Origin of the sequence: Palleronia caenipelagi (assembly GCF_007004065.1) — a bacterium.
GTDB classification, from domain to species: domain Bacteria; phylum Pseudomonadota; class Alphaproteobacteria; order Rhodobacterales; family Rhodobacteraceae; genus Palleronia; species Palleronia caenipelagi.
In genome coordinates this window covers 42,275-61,733 of record NZ_VFSV01000017.1, presented here as the reverse complement: position 1 = coordinate 61,733, position 19,459 = coordinate 42,275, and the positions used below count along the sequence as shown (strand labels likewise).

General features: G+C 61.6%; 20 protein-coding genes and 3 tRNA genes. 10 read left to right on the top strand and 13 right to left on the bottom strand.

The annotated features are described in order from the left end of the window. A partial coding sequence (locus FEV53_RS11205; RefSeq protein ID WP_142834892.1) for an integrase core domain-containing protein occupies positions 1-235 on the top strand: 235 nt, incomplete at its 5' end. 47 nt (positions 236-282) lie between these two features. Here FEV53_RS11205 and FEV53_RS20855 read toward each other — a convergent pair. Next, complete coding sequence (locus tag FEV53_RS20855) at positions 283-528, bottom strand: hypothetical protein (protein ID WP_185962170.1); 246 nt, start codon at positions 526-528, stop codon at positions 283-285. After that, positions 528-602, bottom strand: a tRNA-Val gene (locus FEV53_RS11200). Before FEV53_RS11200 ends, FEV53_RS20855 begins: the two co-directional genes overlap by 1 nt. Positions 603-792: 190 nt before the next feature. On the opposite strand from FEV53_RS11200, the gene FEV53_RS11195 reads away from it, so the two are divergent. Continuing rightward, a complete protein-coding gene (locus FEV53_RS11195; RefSeq protein WP_142834891.1) occupies positions 793-999 on the top strand; it encodes a hypothetical protein in 207 nt (68 codons plus the stop codon). A gap of 70 nt (positions 1,000-1,069) precedes the next feature. Here FEV53_RS11195 and lon read toward each other — a convergent pair whose 3' ends face one another. The 4 genes from lon to FEV53_RS11175 form a co-directional block, all read right to left on the bottom strand. Further along, positions 1,070-3,475 carry an endopeptidase La gene (gene lon, locus FEV53_RS11190; protein ID WP_142834890.1) on the bottom strand — a complete coding sequence of 802 codons (2,406 nt, stop codon included), beginning with the start codon at positions 3,473-3,475 and terminating at the stop codon, positions 1,070-1,072. A gap of 109 nt (positions 3,476-3,584) precedes the next feature. Further along, positions 3,585-4,121 (bottom strand): hypothetical protein, encoded by a 537-nt coding sequence (locus FEV53_RS11185; RefSeq protein WP_142834889.1) that lies wholly within the window; start codon positions 4,119-4,121, stop codon positions 3,585-3,587. A 2-nt stretch (positions 4,122-4,123) separates the two neighbouring features. Further along, a complete protein-coding gene (tgt, locus tag FEV53_RS11180; RefSeq protein ID WP_142834888.1) occupies positions 4,124-5,251 on the bottom strand; it encodes a tRNA guanosine(34) transglycosylase Tgt in 1,128 nt (375 codons plus the stop codon). A gap of 40 nt (positions 5,252-5,291) precedes the next feature. After that, on the bottom strand, positions 5,292-6,107 hold the full coding sequence (locus FEV53_RS11175; RefSeq protein ID WP_142834887.1) for a class I SAM-dependent methyltransferase: 816 nt from the start codon (positions 6,105-6,107) through the stop codon (positions 5,292-5,294). A gap of 120 nt (positions 6,108-6,227) precedes the next feature. On the opposite strand from FEV53_RS11175, the gene rimK reads away from it, so the two are divergent. From rimK to FEV53_RS11160, 3 genes are all read left to right on the top strand, one after another. Next, positions 6,228-7,622 carry a 30S ribosomal protein S6--L-glutamate ligase gene (gene rimK / locus FEV53_RS11170; RefSeq protein ID WP_142834886.1) on the top strand — a complete coding sequence of 465 codons (1,395 nt, stop codon included), beginning with the start codon at positions 6,228-6,230 and terminating at the stop codon, positions 7,620-7,622. A 126-nt stretch (positions 7,623-7,748) separates the two neighbouring features. Continuing rightward, positions 7,749-8,069 (top strand): hypothetical protein, encoded by a 321-nt coding sequence (locus tag FEV53_RS11165; RefSeq protein WP_142834885.1) that lies wholly within the window; start codon positions 7,749-7,751, stop codon positions 8,067-8,069. A 197-nt stretch (positions 8,070-8,266) separates the two neighbouring features. Next, positions 8,267-8,626 carry an SUF system Fe-S cluster assembly protein gene (locus FEV53_RS11160; RefSeq protein ID WP_142834884.1) on the top strand — a complete coding sequence of 120 codons (360 nt, stop codon included), beginning with the start codon at positions 8,267-8,269 and terminating at the stop codon, positions 8,624-8,626. Between the two features lie 4 nt (positions 8,627-8,630). Here the strand turns inward: FEV53_RS11160 and trmB are convergent, their stop codons facing one another. Then, a complete protein-coding gene (gene trmB, locus FEV53_RS11155) occupies positions 8,631-9,350 on the bottom strand; it encodes a tRNA (guanosine(46)-N7)-methyltransferase TrmB (protein WP_142834883.1) in 720 nt (239 codons plus the stop codon). Positions 9,351-9,564: 214 nt separating this feature from the next. Here trmB and FEV53_RS11150 point away from each other — a divergent pair, with 214 nt between their 5' ends. After that, the gene (locus FEV53_RS11150; RefSeq protein ID WP_142834882.1) at positions 9,565-10,704 is read left to right on the top strand and encodes a glycine cleavage T C-terminal barrel domain-containing protein; all 1,140 of its coding nucleotides are present in this window, start codon (positions 9,565-9,567) and stop codon (positions 10,702-10,704) included. A gap of 45 nt (positions 10,705-10,749) precedes the next feature. Here FEV53_RS11150 and FEV53_RS11145 read toward each other — a convergent pair whose 3' ends face one another. Beyond that, the gene (locus tag FEV53_RS11145; RefSeq protein WP_142834881.1) at positions 10,750-11,628 is read right to left on the bottom strand and encodes an NAD(P)-dependent oxidoreductase; all 879 of its coding nucleotides are present in this window, start codon (positions 11,626-11,628) and stop codon (positions 10,750-10,752) included. A 94-nt stretch (positions 11,629-11,722) separates the two neighbouring features. Here FEV53_RS11145 and FEV53_RS11140 point away from each other — a divergent pair, with 94 nt between their 5' ends. Then, positions 11,723-14,194, top strand: a complete 2,472-nt coding sequence (locus FEV53_RS11140) for a penicillin acylase family protein (protein WP_142834880.1) — start codon at positions 11,723-11,725, stop codon at positions 14,192-14,194. Between the two features lie 391 nt (positions 14,195-14,585). Here the strand turns inward: FEV53_RS11140 and FEV53_RS11135 are convergent, their stop codons facing one another. The 5 genes from FEV53_RS11135 to FEV53_RS11115 all read right to left on the bottom strand — a co-directional run bounded on the left by FEV53_RS11135 (position 14,586) and on the right by FEV53_RS11115 (position 18,656). Next, the gene (locus FEV53_RS11135; protein WP_142834879.1) at positions 14,586-14,906 is read right to left on the bottom strand and encodes a hypothetical protein; all 321 of its coding nucleotides are present in this window, start codon (positions 14,904-14,906) and stop codon (positions 14,586-14,588) included. An 84-nt stretch (positions 14,907-14,990) separates the two neighbouring features. Then, positions 14,991-16,415 (bottom strand): TolC family outer membrane protein, encoded by a 1,425-nt coding sequence (locus tag FEV53_RS11130; protein WP_142834878.1) that lies wholly within the window; start codon positions 16,413-16,415, stop codon positions 14,991-14,993. Then, entirely contained in the window at positions 16,412-17,065 is a 654-nt protein-coding gene (locus FEV53_RS11125) for a protein-L-isoaspartate O-methyltransferase family protein (RefSeq protein ID WP_142834877.1), read from the bottom strand. Before FEV53_RS11125 ends, FEV53_RS11130 begins: the two co-directional genes overlap by 4 nt. 170 nt (positions 17,066-17,235) lie before the next feature. Next, on the bottom strand, positions 17,236-17,907 hold the full coding sequence (locus FEV53_RS11120; RefSeq protein ID WP_142834876.1) for a GntR family transcriptional regulator: 672 nt from the start codon (positions 17,905-17,907) through the stop codon (positions 17,236-17,238). A 50-nt stretch (positions 17,908-17,957) separates the two neighbouring features. Next, positions 17,958-18,656, bottom strand: a complete 699-nt coding sequence (locus FEV53_RS11115) for a M48 family metallopeptidase (protein ID WP_246100790.1) — start codon at positions 18,654-18,656, stop codon at positions 17,958-17,960. 106 nt (positions 18,657-18,762) lie between these two features. On the opposite strand from FEV53_RS11115, the gene FEV53_RS11110 reads away from it, so the two are divergent. The 3 genes from FEV53_RS11110 (at position 18,763) to FEV53_RS11100 (ending at position 19,347) form a co-directional block, all read left to right on the top strand. Further along, the gene (locus FEV53_RS11110; protein WP_142834875.1) at positions 18,763-19,086 is read left to right on the top strand and encodes a TIGR02300 family protein; all 324 of its coding nucleotides are present in this window, start codon (positions 18,763-18,765) and stop codon (positions 19,084-19,086) included. A gap of 89 nt (positions 19,087-19,175) precedes the next feature. Beyond that, a tRNA-Ala gene (locus FEV53_RS11105) sits at positions 19,176-19,251 on the top strand. Between the two features lie 20 nt (positions 19,252-19,271). Next, positions 19,272-19,347, top strand: a tRNA-Ala gene (locus FEV53_RS11100). The last annotated feature ends 112 nt before the right edge of the window (positions 19,348-19,459 follow it).

The window sequence follows — 19,459 nt, the reverse complement described above, 5'->3', positions numbered from 1 at the left end:
CTCGATGGATGGCCGGGGCCGCTGGATCGACAACCGGATGATCGAGCGGCTCTGGCGATCCCTCAAATACGAATGCGTCTACTTGAACGCCTTCGAAACAGGTTCCGAAGCCCGGGACGGGATCGGTGACTGGATCAGCTACTACAACAAAAGACGCCCGCACTCATCACATGGGATCATGACGCCGGACGAGGCCTATGACAGGCAATCTCCGGACCTGAAGGTTGCCGCCTGAAATGAAACCAATGCTATAGCTTAGCACGGCGGCAAACTGGTCGAATTTCAAGGACCACCTCTGGAGACCTGAGCCCGTTCATCTTCGATGGCGGCATCTCGGGGGTAGAGCTCCACAGCGTTGAGACGCGGATTCTCGACGCGGAAGAAGCGTTGGAACTCGTCACTTGGATTGCGAGAGAGAAAGAGGATTTCCTTAACCGGCAGGCACCCGTAACTGTGGGAAAAGCACAAAAACAGGTTCACGGAACCGGAATGCACTTCGCAGATAACAGCTAAGTAATTGATTTTCATGGTGGGCGGTACTGGGATTGAACCAGTGACCCCTTCGGTGTGAACGAAGTGCTCTACCGCTGAGCTAACCGCCCGGTGAAAGGGCGTTTAACTGCGGTGGTTCGCGGCTGCAAGCCCTTCCTGACGCTCTTCGCAATTTTCCTGCACTTTGCGCTTTTGAGTGGGAGCGGATCACGGTCGTACCTGTTTCCTGGCACGTAGCGATCTTGACATATTGGGGGAAAACGTCAGCTTCGGGGCAAGTTGAACCCGAAAGGATTTCCGATGACCCGATCCATCACAGCCGCACTGCTAGCCCTCATGATTGCAGCGCCTGCGGTTGCCACTCCAGCCGCCGAAGTCGTACCTGCGGGCACGCCTGTGCCGCCAAACGCGCGGGTTGTGACGACCAATGAAGCAAGTCCCGGCGACTGGCGCTGGCTCTGGGTTGTCGCGGCGGTGGCAGCGTTCTTCGTGGTGGCCGAAGACTGAACATCCACAACTTGGGTAAAGATAAAGGGCGCCCCGAACGGGACGCCCTTTTTGATAGTTTGAACGTGGTTTAGTGCGGCAATTGCGCCGATTGGACCGCGGCCTCCATCCTGGCACGCTGTTCCGCCTCGGCGGCTTCCTGCGCGGCTTCGTCCCATTCAACAGGCTCGGGCTCACGCACCAGCGCGTGCTGCAAAACCTCGTTCACGTGCCGAACCGGGATGATCGTCAGCCCCTCTTTCACGTTGTCCGGGATCTCGGCCAGATCCTTTTCGTTCTCCTGCGGGATCAGCACCGTCTTGATGCCACCGCGCAGGGCCGCGAGGAGCTTTTCCTTCAGTCCCCCAATGGGCAGCGCATTGCCGCGCAGAGTCACCTCGCCGGTCATGGCGATATCCTTACGGACCGGGATCTGGGTCAGCACCGACACGATGGAGGTCACCATGGCAAGACCCGCGGAGGGGCCGTCCTTGGGCGTCGCGCCTTCGGGCACGTGGACGTGGATGTCCAGCGTGTCGAATTTCGGCGGCTTTACCCCGATGCGCGGGCTGACCGAGCGGACAAAGCTCGACGCCGCGTCGATAGACTCCTTCATCACATCACCGAGTTTGCCGGTGGTCTTCATCCGGCCTTTGCCCGGCAGACGCAGCGCTTCGATCTGCAACAGCTCTCCACCAACCGAAGTGTAAGCCAGACCGGTGACGACACCGATCTGATCCTCTTCCTCGGCCAGGCCGTAGCGGTGCTTGGGCACGCCGAGGAAATCGGAGAGGTTCTCCGCATCCACGACCACGTCCTTGGCCTCGCCCTTGACGATCTTCGTCGTGGCCTTTCGGGCCAGTTTCGCGATCTCGCGCTCCAGGTTCCGCACCCCCGCCTCGCGGGTATAGGTGCGGATGATCGCGGTCAGCGCCTCATCCGTTACCTTGAACTCACCCTTTTTCAGGCCGTGATTCTTGGTCTGCTTGCCGATCAGGTGACGGCGGGCAATCTCGGCCTTTTCGTCCTCAGTGTAGCCCGCGAGCGGGATGATCTCCATCCGGTCAAGCAGCGGCCCGGGCATGTTGTAGCTGTTGGCCGTGGTCAGGAACATCACGTTCGAGAGGTCATATTCGACCTCCAGATAGTGATCGACAAAGGTCGCGTTTTGCTCCGGATCCAGCACCTCCAGCATGGCCGACGCCGGGTCGCCCCGGAAGTCCTGACCCATCTTGTCGATTTCATCGAGCAGGATCAGCGGGTTCGTGGTCTTGGCCTTTTTCAGCGCCTGAATAATCTTGCCCGGCATGGAGCCGATATAGGTCCGGCGGTGGCCACGGATCTCCGACTCATCCCGCACACCACCGAGGCTGATGCGGATAAATTCCCGGCCCGTAGCCTTGGCCACCGATTTGCCAAGGCTCGTCTTGCCCACGCCTGGAGGACCCACGAGGCACATGATCGGCCCCTTGAGCTTTTTTGAGCGCTGCTGCACCGCAAGATACTCGACGATCCGTTCCTTCACCTTATCAAGGCTGTAGTGATCGGCATCGAGGATCTCCTGAGCGCGGTTCAGATCCTTCTTCACCCGCGATTTGGTGCCCCACGGGATCGACAGCATCCAGTCAAGGTAATTGCGCACCACGGTGGCCTCGGCCGACATGGGCGACATATTCTTGAGCTTCTTCAGCTCGGCCTCGGCCTTTTCGCGCGCCTCTTTCGACAGCTTCGTCTCGGCGATTTTTGCCTCAAGCTCAGCAACTTCGCCGGAGCCATCCTCACCATCGCCGAGTTCCTTCTGAATGGCCTTCATCTGCTCATTCAGATAGTATTCGCGCTGGGTGCGCTCCATCTGGCTCTTGACGCGGGTCTTGATCTTTTTCTCGACCTGAAGGACCGAAACCTCGCCCTGCATAAGGCCATAGACCTTCTCCAGCCGCTCGGCGATCACCAGCGTCTCGAGGATGTCCTGCTTCTGCGCGACCTCCGCGCCCAGATGACCCGCGACGAGATCTGCGAGTTTCGCAGGGTCGGTCGCCTCGCCGATAGCGGCATAAGCTTCCTCGGGGATGTTCTTCTTGGCGCGGGCATAGCGCTCGAATTCCTCGACAACGGAGCGGCTCAGAGCCTCGACCGTGGCTTCATCGCCCGTCTCTTCTGCCAGCGTCTCGGCACGCGCTTCGAAAAACTTCTCATTTTCGAGGAAATCGGTGATCTGAACCCGCGAACGGCCTTCGACCAGCACCTTGACGGTGCCATCGGGCAGCTTCAGCAGTTGCAGGACATTGGCCAGAACGCCGGTGCGGTAGATGTCATCCTCTGCGGGATCGTCCACAGACGGATCCATCTGACTGGCCAGCAGGATCTGCTTGTCCTCGCCCATCACCTCTTCGAGGGCGCGCACGGATTTCTCCCGGCCCACGAAAAGCGGCACGATCATATGGGGGAACACCACGATGTCGCGCAAAGGCAGAACAGGATAGTTTTGCTCGGTCATATATTTATCCTTCTTGGCAAGGGCTCGGTCGGATCCCGGGTCAGGCAATCCCATTGGCCCTCCGTCTCGTTGACCCAATGTGGGGACTCAACAGCACCTGTGCAAGCGCCTACTGAACCGGCGTCAGCAAAGCCGAGCCCGTGCCAAAGAGCACCGTCTCGTCGCTCCTCAGTGTCAGATCCGAAAGATGCAGGATCCGGTCAGTGAAATAGGCGATCAGGGTGATCGTGCCCGACGCGGACATGCCGGGGGTCTCCGGCAGGGTCACGGTGAATTGAGGCAGATCCTCGGGCCCGCAGGGCGTGTCAGAGACCAGATCGGCGAGGACTGCGTGATCGGCTGCATCCAGCGCCTCGTCGACAGCGTCCACGTCGTAGCGCTCCGTCGCGGCCGTAAGCGACGCCGGTGTTCCGGTGAGGCTGTCGGTCAGGCCGCTCACATAGGCGCCCGGGCGGAGGGTCACGGCGAGCGATGTTTCGCTAATGAGCGACGTCACCTCGTTATCTAACGCGAGTCGCTCTGCCCCTTCCCATTCGCCGGTGATCTGGTCCAGCACCTCGGCCTCGGGGACACCGCAGAGGCTCCCGGCCAGCGCAGGCGCGCCGCTGAGACTACCGAGCACGAGGGATGTGAGGAGCGCCTTCATTGTCAGAGCCTCTCGATATCGCCGTCGGCGCGCTGGGCGTGGAACTCCGCTTCCCACGCGGCAAAGCGTCCCTCGGAGATGGCCTGCCGCATCCCTTCCATGATCTCCTGAAAGTAATGGAGATTGTGCCAGGTCAGCAGCATCCCCGAGATCATCTCGCCCGCGCGAAAGACGTGGTGCAGATAGGCACGGCTGTAGCCTGTGCAGGCGGGACAGGTACAATGCTCATCGAGCGGACGGGGGTCATCGGCGTGGCGGGCGTTCTTGATGTTCACCTGCCCGCGCCGGGTCCAGGCCTGTCCCGTCCGGCCAGAGCGCGAGGGCAGCACGCAATCCATCATATCCACGCCACGCTTCACCGCGCCGACGATATCGTCGGGCTTGCCCACGCCCATGAGGTAGCGGGGCTTGTCCTCGGGCAGGAACCCGGGGGCGTAGTCGAGCACGCCGAACATCGCCTCCTGCCCCTCGCCCACCGCCAGCCCGCCGATGGCATAGCCTTCAAAGCCGATGGCCTTCAGCGCCTCGGCGCTCTCCTTGCGCAACTCGCGGGTCACTCCGCCCTGCATGATGCCAAAGAGTGCATGGCCGGGCCGGTCGCCGAAGGCCTCGCGCGACCGCTCGGCCCAGCGCATCGACAGCCGCATGGCGCGAGCGACCTCGTCATCCGTGGCGGGCAAGGCGGGACATTCGTCAAAGGCCATCACGATGTCGGATCCCAGCAACCGCTGGATCTCCATTGAGCGTTCCGGGGTCAGGTGGTGCTTCGATCCATCGACATGGGAGCGAAAGGTCACGCCCTCCTCAGTCAGCTTGCGCAGATCGGCGAGGCTCATCACCTGAAACCCGCCCGAATCGGTGAGAATCGGCCGCTCCCAGTTCATGAACTTGTGCAGCCCCCCCAGCCGCGCGATCCGCTCGGCACCGGGGCGCAGCATCAGGTGATAGGTGTTCCCGAGCAGGATATCGGCGCCCGTCGCACGGACGCTCTCGGGCAGCATCGCCTTGACCGTGGCGGCGGTGCCAACGGGCATGAAAGCCGGGGTGCGGATCTCGCCGCGCGGCGTGGTGATCTTGCCCGTGCGGGCGGTGCCATCGGTGGCGTGGAGGTCGAATGAAAAGCGCGTCATGCCCGCTCCTTTGCCCCATCGCGCGCCGATTGGCAAAGCCTCACGCGCGTGCTTCGAAGAGATTAATCCGGGCAGGCACAAGGACACCCTCGGACGTCGCGTAGGGCGCGAAAGCTTCGGCAACATCCGCCGCGACGGCCTGCCGGTCGGCCTCTCCGCCGCCCCGCTGACGGATCACCGCACTTGCGCCGCCAAGACGGGTCGCAAAATCCGCGACTTCCGCCAGCGATCCGGCGGGCGTCAGATGCAGATCCACCGCCCTGCCCGAAACCCCGAACCACCCCGCCGTCCGCAAGATCTCACAGGTCCGATCAATGTCGCGCAGGCGAAACGGGCCGGGCGCGTCCGGATCACCGGGCACATCTCCCAGCCGGTCGACCGCAAGCCTCCGGGGCACGCTGAACCACGGGTTATGCTCCGCCCCAGACCAGCTCGCAAAGATCAGCCGACCGCCCGGACGGGTGATCCGGCGCAGATCTGCGAACCCCTCCACGTCGTCGGCAAAGAACATCACCCCGAATTGCGAGATCACCAGATCGAAGGAGGCCTCGGGCCGGTACTCCGTCACATCCTGCCGCAGGAGCGTCACCTCGGCAGGCAAGTGCCGCCGCGCGCGGGCCAGGAGCGCCGATGACAGATCGAGACCCGTCACCCGCGCCCCCGCTTGCCACAAAGCCTCGGTCAGCGCGCCCTGCCCGCAGCCTACGTCCAGCACCGTGTGGCCCTGCACCTGACCCGCGCGGGCCATCAGGATTCCGGTCACAGGCAAATGATGGGCATCGAGCTCCGGCGAGAGATCCGCCCAGCGCCGACCCTGATCGCCGTTCCAGAAGTCTTCCTGCGCGCTGTTATCCATAATCCAACCCCCTGCCCCGATCCGTACCGTGTCAGGCGTCCATCGAACAGTCTCGATCCACCATTGACTTGCCGCACCGCGATGGCATGAACGCGGCAGTCTGATTGCCCGGAGAACCCCATGACTGACCCGATCCGCCTTGGCTGGGAAGAATGGGTGTCCCTGCCCGATCTCGGTCTGCCCGCTCTCCGCGCCAAGATCGACACCGGAGCGCGCACCTCGGCGCTCCACGCTTATGATATCGAGCCCTTCGGCCCCGCAAACGCGCCCAAGGTCCGGTTCCTCATGCATCCCGTTCCCGGTCGCGAAGAACTGGCGATCCCCTGCTCGGCCCGGATCGTCGACCGGCGCGAGGTGACCTCGTCCAATGGCGAAGCGGAGCTGCGCTACGTCATTGAGACATCGTTGAAAATCGGGGACATCTCCTGGCCGGTGGAGCTGACCCTCACCGACCGCGCCGCCATGCAGTACCGGATGCTCATCGGGCGTCAGGCCCTGACCGAGGACACGGTGATCACGCCGTCGGAGCGATTCTGCCAGCCGGAACTGAGCTATGACGTCTATTCCTCGGCCCGCGTTCGCGAAGTCGCGCCGGACCGCGCACTGCGCATCGCGGTCCTGTCCCGCGAGCCCAACACGTATTCCACCCGCAGGCTAGTCTCCGAAGGCGAGGCGCGCGGGCACACGGTCGAGGTCATCGACACCACGCGCTGCTACATGACCCTCAACCCGCTCGCCCCTGAGGTCCATTATGACGGCAAACGTCTGCCCCGCTATGACGCCGTAATCCCGCGCATCGGCGCCTCGATCACCCCCTATGGCACTGCCATCGTGCGGCAGTTCGAGACCATCGGGACTTGGGTTCTGAACGGATCCGCCGGCATCACCGCCAGCCGCGATAAACTGCACGCCCACCAGATCCTCGCGCGCCAGAAAATCGGGATGCCCCAGACCGCGTTCGCCGCCTCCCCCAAGGACACGCGCAACATCATGTCGCTGGTGGGCGAGGCGCCGCTGATCGTGAAGCTGCTTGAGAGCACGCAAGGGAAAGGTGTCGTATTAGCGGAGACGCAAAAGGCCGCAGAGAGCGTGATTACCGCGTTCCGGGGCCTCAAGGCCAATTTCCTCGTGCAGCAATTCGTGGCCGAGGCGGGTGGCGAGGATATTCGCTGCATTGTGATGGGTGGCCGGGTTGAGGCTGCAATCAAGCGCTCCGCCGCGCCCGGCGAGTTCCGCTCCAATCTGCATATGGGCGGCACGGCCACGCCAGTGAAAATCACTCGCGCTGAACGCGACACTGCCCAGCGCGCCGCCAAAGCCTTCGGACTAGGGCTCGCGGGCGTGGATCTGCTGCGTTCAAATGACGGGCCGAAGGTGCTGGAGGTGAACTCCTCCCCCGGGCTTGAGGGCGCGGAGAAAGCGAGCGGCAAGAACCTGTCGGGCGCGCTTTACGAAATGATCGAGAAAAAACTCCGCCCGGCCCCGATCCGCAAACCCCGTCGCTCCAAGGCATAACGCCGACTTTGTTGGAACAATTTCTGCACGCTCCAATCTCCTAAACAAAATAGTTGTAAATGCCTTGATTTTCAGAATTCGATACCGACTTCGGGCATGTGATTAATGTACAGGGATATAGCAGTAATGACAGAGCATCTGAAACCGCTTCAAGATCTTAGTAACATCATTTCTCACGTCGAGAAATCGGAGACCGATTTTGGCGAGTGCGCCGGGCTATTTGCCGCAGCAGAGGCGCTATGCGCAAAGTTGGAAAAGGTCATCTTAGAGTCACACAATGACGACCCATATGCCGGCGGAAAGCTATTAGGTGTGCGGCTCTATTTAGGAGCGGCGCTTGGTTTTGGAACAGATACCGGGCACGATTCCACGCGGAATCTCGAAATTGCGCGCCAGGATTTAAGGGTTTTATGTAATGTTCTGAACCGAAGTCGTGAGAGTTGTTGAAGACGAAAAATCAAAACACTGAGTAAAGGTTGGGGCAACAACTTCTTGGCTCATCGCGGTCCGGTGGAACTCTCGCATCTAGCAGCTGAACACAGAGATTTTTCCGTAGCACCGCACACGGTCCATTTGCGGCATCTGGACCCGGGCGACTGAAAGCCTTATCTGTCTTGTCGGATATAGCGTTCAAAGGACCGATCATGCCCGAAACAGCCCCCATGGAAGGCGCGCCGCTGATCAGGCCGTCCACCACTGACCATCCCCTGCACGAGGCCGTGGTCGAGGCCTGCCGGACGGTCTATGATCCTGAAATACCAGTGAATATCTTCGACCTCGGGCTCGTCTACACGATCGAGATCAATGACGAGAACGAGGTGAATGTCATCATGACCCTCACCGCTCCGGGGTGTCCGGTCGCGGGCGAAATGCCCGGCTGGCTGGCAGAAGCCATCGAGCCTCTGCCCGGCGTCAAGCAGGTCGATGTGGAAATTACGTGGGATCCGCCCTGGGGCATGGACATGATGTCCGACGAGGCGCGGCTGGAACTGGGCTTTATGTGAGGCCTCAGACCCGCCCGAAGGTCAGATAATGGGGTACACGCCCCTCCCGCAGGGCCTTCTGCTCATAGCGCGTCGAGATCCAGTCCCCCCAGGGCTCTCGCCAGTCCGAGGGTCGCTCCGCCAGCCAGCGGAAACCGGCCTTTGGAACCTCTTGCAGGGTCTGACGCACGTAATCGGGAATATCCGTCGCCACACGAAAGATCGAGCCGGGTTTCAGAACGTAGTGGAGCGGCTCCAAATGCTCTTGCGTGACGAACCGGCGACGGTGGTGGCGCGCTTTTGGCCACGGGTCCGGATAGAGCAGAAACGCGCGTGAAATCGACTCTGCGGGCAGCACGTCGAACAGGTCGCGCGCGTCGCCCGGATGGATGCGCAGGTTATCGACACCCTCGCGGCGGATCTTTCCCAACAGCATCGCCACGCCGTTGATATAGGGCTCGGCGCCGATGATCCCCACGTCGGGATTCGACTGCGCCTGATGCACCATGTGCTCACCGCCGCCAAAGCCGATCTCCAGCCAGACGTCCCGGCCCCCGAAGAGGCGATCGAGGTCCAGCGGATCCCGCTCAGGGTTCACATCCCAATCCACGGGTCCAGGCGACAACTGCGCCAGATCCTCGTCCAGATACCGCTCCTGCGCGGGCTTCAGGTTATGCCCCTTGCGCCGGCCATAGAAGTTCCGCCAGGGCGCGTCCGGGTGCTTTTCTCTGCTCTCATCGGTCATGGGCGCGGCGTTACCGCAACTCGGGCGGAGCAGCAATCTCCGTTAAGCGACCCGATTCGATGTAAGCGCTCTCATATTTCGCCGGGATTGCACCTAAAAATGTCGCAAATCGCGAAGTTCCCCTACGGAAAGCCGTCATAAGGCGCCATGGAGTTTATCGCAGCGCGACACGCCTCGCTCAATTTTAGCGGGAGTTCGATGGGAGGATCGAAAGATGCACGATGATGAGTTCGGTTTTGGCACGCAGATCCGGAAATCACCTTATTTTGACGCCACTGTGCGTTGGGGCGCCAAGGGCTTTTCGGTCTATAACCACATGTATATCCCGCGCGATTTCGGGGACCCGGAACAGAACTTCTGGAACCTCGTGAACGAGGCGATCCTGTGCGACGTGGCTGTTGAGCGTCAGGTCGAGATCACGGGTCCCGATGCTGCGAAGTTCGTGCAGATGTTGACGCCCCGCGATCTGTCGAAGATGGCCGTGGGCCAGTGCAAGTACATCCTGATCACCAATGCCGAGGGCGGTATTCTCAACGATCCGATCCTGCTGCGTCTGGCCGAAAACCACTTCTGGATCTCCCTCGCAGACAGCGACATTCTGCTGTGGGCGCAGGGCGTCGCAGTTCACTCCGGCCTCGACGTGCAGATCTGTGAACCCGATGTCTCCCCCCTTCAGCTTCAGGGTCCGAAATCGGGCGAGATCATGCGCGCGCTGTTTGGCGACGAGATTATGGACCTGAAATATTACTGGCTGCGCGAGCTGGAGTTGGATGGCATTCCGCTCATCGTCTCCCGCACCGGCTGGTCCAGTGAACTGGGCTATGAGATCTACCTGCGCGATAGTGCCCATGGGGACATCCTGTGGGAGACGATCATGGCCGCCGGCATGGAATTCGGGCTGAAGCCCGGCCACACCTCGTCGATCCGTCGCATCGAGGGGGGTATGCTCTCCTACCATGCCGATGCCGACATCCACACCAACCCTTACGAGTTGGGTCTGGGTCGGTTGGTCAATCTCGATATGGAGGCTGAGTTTATCGGTAAGGCCGCGTTGCAGCGAATCCATGACGAGGGCGTGACGCGCAAGCAGGTCGGTCTGATCATCGACGCCGATCCGCTGAAGGGCCCGAACACGACGTTCTGGACGATCAACCGTGAGGGTGCGGAAATCGGCAAAGTCACTTCGGCCGTTTACTCGCCGCGCCTGAAGAAAAACATCGCGCTGGCCATGGTGTCAGTGGAGCATGCCGAGATCGGCACCCCGGTCGAGGTCGTTCTGCCCTCCGGCCCCACCACTGCGACAGTGGCCGAGCGCCCCTTCTACGATCCGAAAAAGCGTCTGGCTGCGGCCTGATTCTTCCTACGGCAGCGCGGCACATCCGCGCTGCCGGTTTTTCACTTAGCTGGCGGACAGCTTGCGCAGACGCTCGATCAGCGCCGACGTGTCCCAGCGATTGCCGCCCATGGCCTGCACGTCTTTGTAGAACTGATCGACCAACGCAGTGACCGGCAGGCTCGCACCAATCTCGTCGCCGGTGGCGAGGCATATGCCAAGATCCTTGCGCATCCAGTCCACCGCAAAGCCATGATCGAACTTGCCATCGAGCATCGTCTCATAGCGATTCATCATCTGCCACGAGCCCGCCGCGCCCTGCGAAATCACCTCGACCACGGCACGCCCGTCGAGGCCCGCTTTCTCGGCGAAATTCAGCGCCTCGGACAAACCTTGCACCAGTCCGGCAATGGCAATCTGGTTGCACATCTTGGTGGTCTGGCCCGCTCCGGTATCGCCGATCCGGCGGCAGATCTTGGCATAGACGGACATGATCGCCTCGGCGCATTCATAGGCCGCCTCCGGCCCGCCGCACATGATCGAGAGCTGGCCGTTCTCGGCCCCTGCCTGACCGCCTGAAATAGGCGCGTCGATGAAGGTCACGCCGCGCTCTTCCGCTGCTGCCGCCATCTCACGGGTGACTTTCGCCGAAACCGTCGTGTGATCCACATAAAGCGTGCCTTCGGCCATGCCATGGAGCGCGCCGTTCTCACTGGCGCAGACCTCCCGCAGATCGTCGTCATTGCCCACACAGGAAAAAACGATCTCTGCACCCGCAGCTGCCTCCCTGGGAGTCGCCGCATGGCCTCCACCATGCTCCGCAGCCCATTTTTCAGCCTTGGCTGCCGTGCGGTTATAGACCGTCACCTCGTGCCCGGCCGCTTGCAAATGTCCCGCCATGGGGTAGCCCATGACGCCCAGTCCCAGAAATGCCACCTTCGCCACGCTTCACCTCCCGCGTTGGATTGTCTAAGCCACGGTTAACGGGATCCCCCTGCCCGTCAACAGGGCTGGTCGAGACGCGCGAAGAGAGACACCTATGGCACGACTGTTTTCCTGGCTGATCCGGATCTTTCTCGGACTGGCGGGCTTGAGCCTCCTGGCGGTCGCACTGCTCTACCTGTTCCTGTCGCGCAGCCTGCCCGATTACGACGAAGACTTCACGCTAGACGGTATATCCGGGCCGGTGGAAATCGTGCGCGACACATCCGGGGTGCCCCATATCTTTGCGGAGCGGGACGAGGACGTGTTCTTTGGTCTGGGCTTCGCACACGCGCAGGATCGTTTGTGGCAAATGACCATGCTGCGGCGCACGGCTCAGGGTCGCCTGTCGGAGCTCTTTGGGTCACGCACTGCGCGCACGGACGAGTTTCTCCGTCGCCTCGACCTCTACCGGGCCTCGGTCCGATCCGTGGAAGTTCAGAGTCCGGAGACACGCGCGGCCCTTGAAGCCTATGCGTCGGGTGTGAATGCGTGGCTCGATCAGGTCAACGCGGGGGCAAGGGGGCGGGGCGCTCCGGAATTCTGGCTGTTTTCCCCCTCCATCGCACCTTGGCAGCCCGCCGACAGCATCGCGATCGTCAAGCTGATGGGACTGCAACTCTCGGGGCAAGCGTCCCATGAGGTGCTACAGGCCAGACTGTCTCTTCTGCTCAAGGACAGCGCCCGGGTCGAGGATCTGCTGACCGAATTGCCGGGGCCGGGGATCGCAGCGCTGCCGGAATATGCGAGCCTCTTTCCCGAGACGCGACTGCCTCGCTTCGCCGCTGCACCTCCGACCCCGCTCGACCCGTTCTCACCAGTCAAACCGCGCCACCTGACCGGCGCCTCGAATGCCTGGGCCGCTGCACCATCGCGCTCTGCGACAGGGGGCACTCTGTTGGCCAGCGACCCGCATCTGGAACTGACAGCCCCATCAATCTGGTATCTCGCGCATATGGATCTGGAGACCGGCGGCGTCATCGGCGGCACCATCCCGGGTCTGCCGGTGATGCTGGTGGGACGCTCGGACCGGCTGGGCTGGGGCATTACCACCGCGCAGATGGACGATCAGGACGTTCACATCGAAAAGCTGAACCCCGACAATCCCGAAGAGGTGCTGACACCCAACGGTTACAAGCCTCTGCGGACCGAGACCTCAATCCTTCGGATCAGGGATGAGGATGCCGTCACCATCACCCAGCGTTGGTCCGAAAACGGACCGGTTCTGCCCGGTCGCCATTGGTCTCTCGGAGCAATCACACCACCGGGCCATGTCGCCGCCCTGTCGTGGACCGTGCTGTCCGAACAAGACACTTCGGTCACCGCGGCCATGCAGATCATGCGGGCGGAGACGGTCCGGGACGCTATCGCTGCCGGCGAAGGGTTCGTTGGACCTGCGCAAAATCTGACCCTCGCCGACCGGTCCACGATTGCGATGAAAACTATCGGGCATGTCCCGCGCCGCGACCCCGATCACGAGAGCAAGGGACGTATGCCGACCCCGGGTTGGGAGGCGCGCAATCGCTGGGACGGGATCATGCCCTACGCCGACAATCCCGAGTTCGTCGCGCCGCGCGGAGGGATTGTTGGCAACACCAATAACAAAACCGTGGACCGGCCCTTTCCGAACCATGTCTCCTACCATTGGGGCGACAGCCAGCGGGTCCAACGCTGGCAGCGGCTGATGCAGGAGCGCGAGGTCCACACGCGCGAGAGCTTTATGGGCGCGCAGCTCGACACGGTGAGCTTTACAGCGCGCACGCTCTTGCCGCTGGTCGGATCCGATCTGTGGTATGTGGGCGAAGCCGCACCCAAAGGCACACCCGAGGCGCAACGCCAGAAGGCGCTGGATCTTATGGCGAACTGGAATGGAGAGATGTACGAACACCTCCCCGAGCCACTGATCTACGCGGCGTGGATGCGCGCGCTGCAAACCCGGTTGATCGAGGATGAGCTCGGTCCCCTTGCCGCCGAGTTTACCCATCTTGAGCCGCTCTTTGTCGAGCGGGTTTATCGCAACATCGGCGGCGCAGCGGTCTGGTGCGACGTCGTGCAATCGGCGCGGGTTGAAACCTGTCGCGACATCGCCCGCATGGCGCTGGATGATGCCATCCTGTGGCTCACCGAGCGCTATGGTCCGGCGCTGGAGTCCCTGCGATGGGGGGATGCACATGAAGCTGTGCACAAGCACCCGGTTCTGGGAGAGACCCCTGCGCTTGGATGGCTCGTCAACCTGCGTCAATCGGTCAGCGGAGGCGACAACACCCTGCTGCGATCAAAGTCCCGTGGCACAGGGCCGGATCCCTTCGAGACGGTCCACGGCGGAGCCTATCGCGGGTTGTATGACTTCACCGATCCGGATTCCTCGCTGTTCATCATCTCGACCGGCCAGTCCGGCCATCCTCTGAGCCGACATTACGAAGATCTCGGAGAACGCTGGCGACGGGGTGAGTACATCCCGATGACCCTGGACCCTGTACTGGCCCGGGCAGGCTCTGTGGGAACGATGACGCTCAACCCGGCAGAGTAATCCTGGCCACTGATGGAGCTATGTCGCAAACTACGGACAAAGATTTACACGGATCCGCCTCTGGCAAACGTTGGTTTATCGTACGGCGATTCCACACACCACGCTCAGGTCCAGAGTTACCAGCCTATATGCGCGGCACGGCCGGGAGTTCTCCAATCAAACTGTTGGGTTTGGTTGTCTCCTAGCCGAGCAACAGTTTGTGAGCGAACAAAAGACCGTAGCCTTGCAGCCCAGTCGGTCCGATTTTGAAGGCAACCTCGATAGACAGCCGCGATCTAAAGATCGCACTGAAGCAAGGGTGAGAACTAATCGTGTCATAAAAGCCAGTCCGACAGAATCGAAGACGTGATGAAGCTCCTTGCCCAACAGGCTCGAAAGCAAACCGCGGGCTTCAGGTCAGATCGCGCGCCGCGAGAGCTTCATTGATCTCCTTGCGGACGAGCTTGCGAATGCTGCGGGTCACCTTCATGCCAAGCGCGCCACTGAGTTCTTCGCGCACCATCTCGGAGACAAGTCCTCTCAGCGCGTCATCGTCCTGCAAGTCAATCTCGTGGGGCGCGATTTTATCCTTCGGCTGACCCGCCTCATACACCCGCATCTCTTGGCTTAGCACCAAAATATCATCCGAAGATTGCGCATCGACCGACGAAACCAGCCGCCGGATCTGTTCGATCACATCTTCGGCTGGCTCACTATATCCCAGCTCCGCCATGAAACCTCCCAAACTCGTCACTCAAAAGTGGACAATACCACAAATCAATCAACTCAAGATGGTTCCATTGTGACGGCTGGAAGATCAGCGCACAAGGGATTTCAGGAGCGAATCCAGTTTCTCCCCTTGCGGACTCACTTTTCGGCCCGGCGCGTCCTTGACCGCGTTGTAATAGGCCGCCGGATCATAGGTTGTAACCCCGAGACCCAACTGTTTGACGGTCAGCAGTCCCATCGAAAACAGCAAGCCATAAGACGCGCGTACCTCACCGATCTGGGCAGATATCAGGTTCGCCTTCGCGCTCTCCAGATCCTGCCGCGCGTCGAGCAAGTCGAGCGTCGTCCGGGCACCCAGCTGTAATTCCTCGGAAATCCCGTCATAAGCCACCTGCGCCGCGCGCACTTCGAGCTGTCCGGCCCGGATTCGCGCCTGCGCAACCTCACGCTGTGCCCATGCCTGCGATGCCACCTGTAGCACATTGTCGGTGGTCACATGAAGATCACCGCGCGCCTCATCACGCCGAGCGACGGCCTGCCGATAGGCCGAAGTGATCTGACCACCGCGATAGAGCGGACCGGACATCCGGATGCCGATATCGGCGGTCTCCTGATAGTCCTCGTCCATGGCAAGCCGGCCTTGCAGGCGCACCGTCGGACGAATCGCGGCCTCAGCGCGGAGGACGTTCAGTTCCCCGATGGTGATCTCCCGCATATCCGCCAGAATGCGCGGATGGGTCTGGCGCGCCACTTTCTGGGCGGCCTCAAGCGAGCTTGCGGTCGCTGGCTGCTGCTTCCGTGCGGGCTGCAGAGTACCCGGCTTTTTCCCAACGGCCTCGACATAGCGGGATATGGCGATCTCCAGATCGCCACGCGAAGCCGCCAGTTGCGACCGCGCCGCAGCTTCGTCGGCTTCGGCGAGGGCCACATCGGTCCGGGTATTCTCGCCCACTTCGAACCGCTGCCGCGACGCGCGGAGCTGTTCGCGGGTAAGGTTGAGGCTCGTTTCGCGCAGATTCACAAAGGCGATGGCCTCGCGCACATCCAGATAGGCGCTGGCCGCTGACAGCAACACCTGCTGTTCTACCTGAACAAGCGCATGCCGCGTGGCGAGCACAGTCTCCTTGGCCGCGTCGATTGCGAGTTGCGACGCGCCGCCATCATACAAAAGCAGACTCGCGGTAATCTCGGCCGAGGCACTGTCAAAGCTCTCGTTCTCGATCTTGGGAATAATGACATTCCCGGCAGGCCCGCGCAGAGCCGACTCATCATTCGGGAAAACCCAGGTCCGTTGTGCAGAGACGGCGTAGTCAATAACCGGGCGCAGCGTTGAGATGGCCTGTGCCACCCCCTCGTCCGCGGCTCTCAAAACAGCACGGTTTTTCTCCAAAAGTCCGGAGTGGCGGTAGGCCAGAACGAGAGCATCGGCTATGGTCTCCGCGCGCGCGACGCCACTGCTCACAGAAAGCGTCAGCGCAGTAGCGCCAAGAATCGCGAACCGCCTCAATGTCATAATGTAAACTCCGCTACCGTTTCGAAGCCGGGCATGACCGGCGCCGACGCGTTAAACGCAAATCGCCAGGACACCACACCGCGGTTTTTCACCCCTACCTTGCAAACACCGAGATGATCTTCCCGGAAGATTGCACAGATCCGACCGCCTTCGGCAAGCTGATCCGTGATCTTGGCGGGAATCTGTTCAACCGCACCCTGTACAAGAATGACATCGTAGGGGGCGTGGGCTTCTAGACCCTCAGCCGCGATGCCTTGCTCAACCGACGCGTTATCCGCGCCAATCTCGGCCAATGCCGCCGATGCTTCGGCGACCAGAGGCTCGTCGGGCTCCACCGCAACGACTGCCTGCGCCATGTGCGCAATGACCGCAGTCGAATAGCCGTAGCCCGGCCCGATATCGAGCACCAGATCCGTCGGCGCCAATTCAAGGGCGTTCAGCATCTTCGCCAGCGTGCGCGGATCGAGAAACACCCGGCTCCGACCAATGGGCAGGCTCTCGCCAATATAGGCGGCTTCCGTCAGCCGGTTCGGTACAAACCGCTCGCGCGGGATCGAGAGCATCGCTTCGATGACCGGAAACAACGTCACATCGGACGGCCGTATCTGGGTGTCGACCATCATTCGGCGGCGTGTCGCAAAGTCTGCCATCGGGAACCGGCTCCTGCTATCCTGTGTCCCGATGGGATTGCCACAGTCCCGCGGGATCGGCAACGGTGCGGCGCCAGCAATTTGCGTCCACAAACGAAAGCCGCCCCTGCCGTGTCGATCTTTTTGTCTGAAAATACCCAATCACGACCCTGTCCAACCCCAAGGCCGGGTCAAGTGTAAGAGCTGTCGCCCGACAGGATGGCCCGCAAGCCATTGGTCACATCCTGTCTCACCGCCAGACGCAACCCCGGCTCATCGCCGGCTCGCAGCGCGGCCAGGATCAGCCGGTGACCTGACGGCGCACCCGTCCGGCGAACCCGACCATATAATCCACGCATGGTGGGCCCCAGTTGCAGCCAGACCGTTTCGGCCATCGCCAACATCGCAGGAGCCTGCGCCCGGAGATAAAGCATCCGGTGAAACTCAAGGTTCAGGCGGATGTAGGAAACAACCTGATGGCGCACCACGGCCTCGGAGATCGCGCCGTTCTGGGTCGTCATTCTCTCGATCAGGGCCAGATGCGCCCGTGGCAGCGCGCGGCTGGCCAGTTCCACTTCCAGGAGGGACCGCAGCGCGGCCAACTCCTCGATCCGCTCGGCGCTCAACTCCGGCGTGCTCACCCGCCCGGACGGCGACAGGGACAGCGCGCCTTCGGCGACGAGACGCCGGATTGCTTCGCGCGCAGGCGTCATCGAGACCGCGTATTCCTCACCAAGCCCTCTCAGGGTGAGCGCCTGTCCCGGCGCCAGCTCCCCATGCATGATGCGCGTCCGCAACGCCCGGTAGACCCGCTCATGAGCAGGCGTGTGCGGACCGGGATCTGTGCGGGGCGAGATCAACATCGGGCGACGATGCGCCCCGCCGACCGGGGCGTCAAGGCGTTGTGAATGGCTCAGGCCTCGCGAAACATCCACGCATGCAGACCAGTGCCGTGGTCACGTAGCCACCGCCGATGGGATCTCCAGTCGGGACAAAGATGCTCGGTGACCGACCAGAACGCGGGCGAATGGTCCATGTGTACCAGATGCGCCACCTCATGTGCCGCAACGTAGTCGAGAACGTCTTCTGGCGCCATGACCAGTCGCCACGAAAACATCAGATCGCCCTTTGCTGTACAGGAGCCCCACCGGGATCGCGTGTCGCGAAGGGTCAACCGACCCGGCTTGCGTCCCAGCACCGCGCCGTGTCGATCAACCGCCCGGCGCAAACGCTCCCGGGCAAGCCCTTTCAGCAGGGCTTCCACCTGCGGTCCGGCTGGCAGCCGCTCACGCACGCGAATCTCCGCCGCTCCGATCCCCGGGCGACCGGTCACGACCGGCAGCGCAACCCCACCCACAGGTACCTCCGCGCCCAAAGCCACAGCCTTCCGGGGAGAGACATCGGCAAGTTGCGCACGCAGCCAGTCCACCTTGGTCTCGGCAAAGCGCACCGCCTCCGCGAGACGCACCCCCCGCGGTCGGGTCAGCACCACCCCTCCGTCCAGCCGGGAGACCCGGAGCGTCATCCGTCGCGCCCGCGCCGAGGACCGCATCCGTATCATGACCGGCGGCGTTCCGATTTCCACCATCTCTTCCGGCCCGGCTCTGCTCATTTTCGCTCCCCTGTCCGTGAGGGTCTTTCACAAAGGTTTTGACACCCCTACATCACTGTGGCAGGGGACGGCGATCCCGAAATGACAACCTGAATATGGGGGGCCCATGCCCAAGGAAGAATGGGGAACCAAGCGGCTTTGCCCGACCACAGGCAAGCGCTTCTATGACCTGAACCGCGATCCAATCGTCTCGCCCTATACCGGCGAAGTGGTGGTGCTCGACACTGGCAAAAACAGCCGCACCATGCTCGCCGACAAGGCTGATAAGGCCAGCCAGCGTGACGATCAGGTCGATGATGATGAAGTCGTGCTCGACGATGACGACGATACCGATGTCGATCTCGGTGACGATGTTCTCGAAGATGACGATGATGATAATGTCTCGCTCGACGACATTGCGGACGTCTCCACGGACGACAACGACGACTGAAAATCTTTGGTGGAGGGGTCATTTTTCCGCTTGAACCCCTCCGCCTCCTCTTCTACATCCGCGCCACACCGGATGTTGGTTTGCATACCGGGCCCTTAGCTCAGCTGGGAGAGCGCCTGCATGGCATGCAGGAGGTCAGCGGTTCGATCCCGCTAGGGTCCACCATGTATAACTGCTTGGATAACGGGCCCTTAGCTCAGCTGGGAGAGCGCCTGCATGGCATGCAGGAGGTCAGCGGTTCGATCCCGCTAGGGTCCACCATAAACCCATTGATAAGCACTTTGTAATATTTCATTTCTGTTAGGTGATTGTGCCTTTTCATTGGAAAATTAACTTCTTCCTCTGTTCAGGCTTCAAATACGTGGGCAGATCG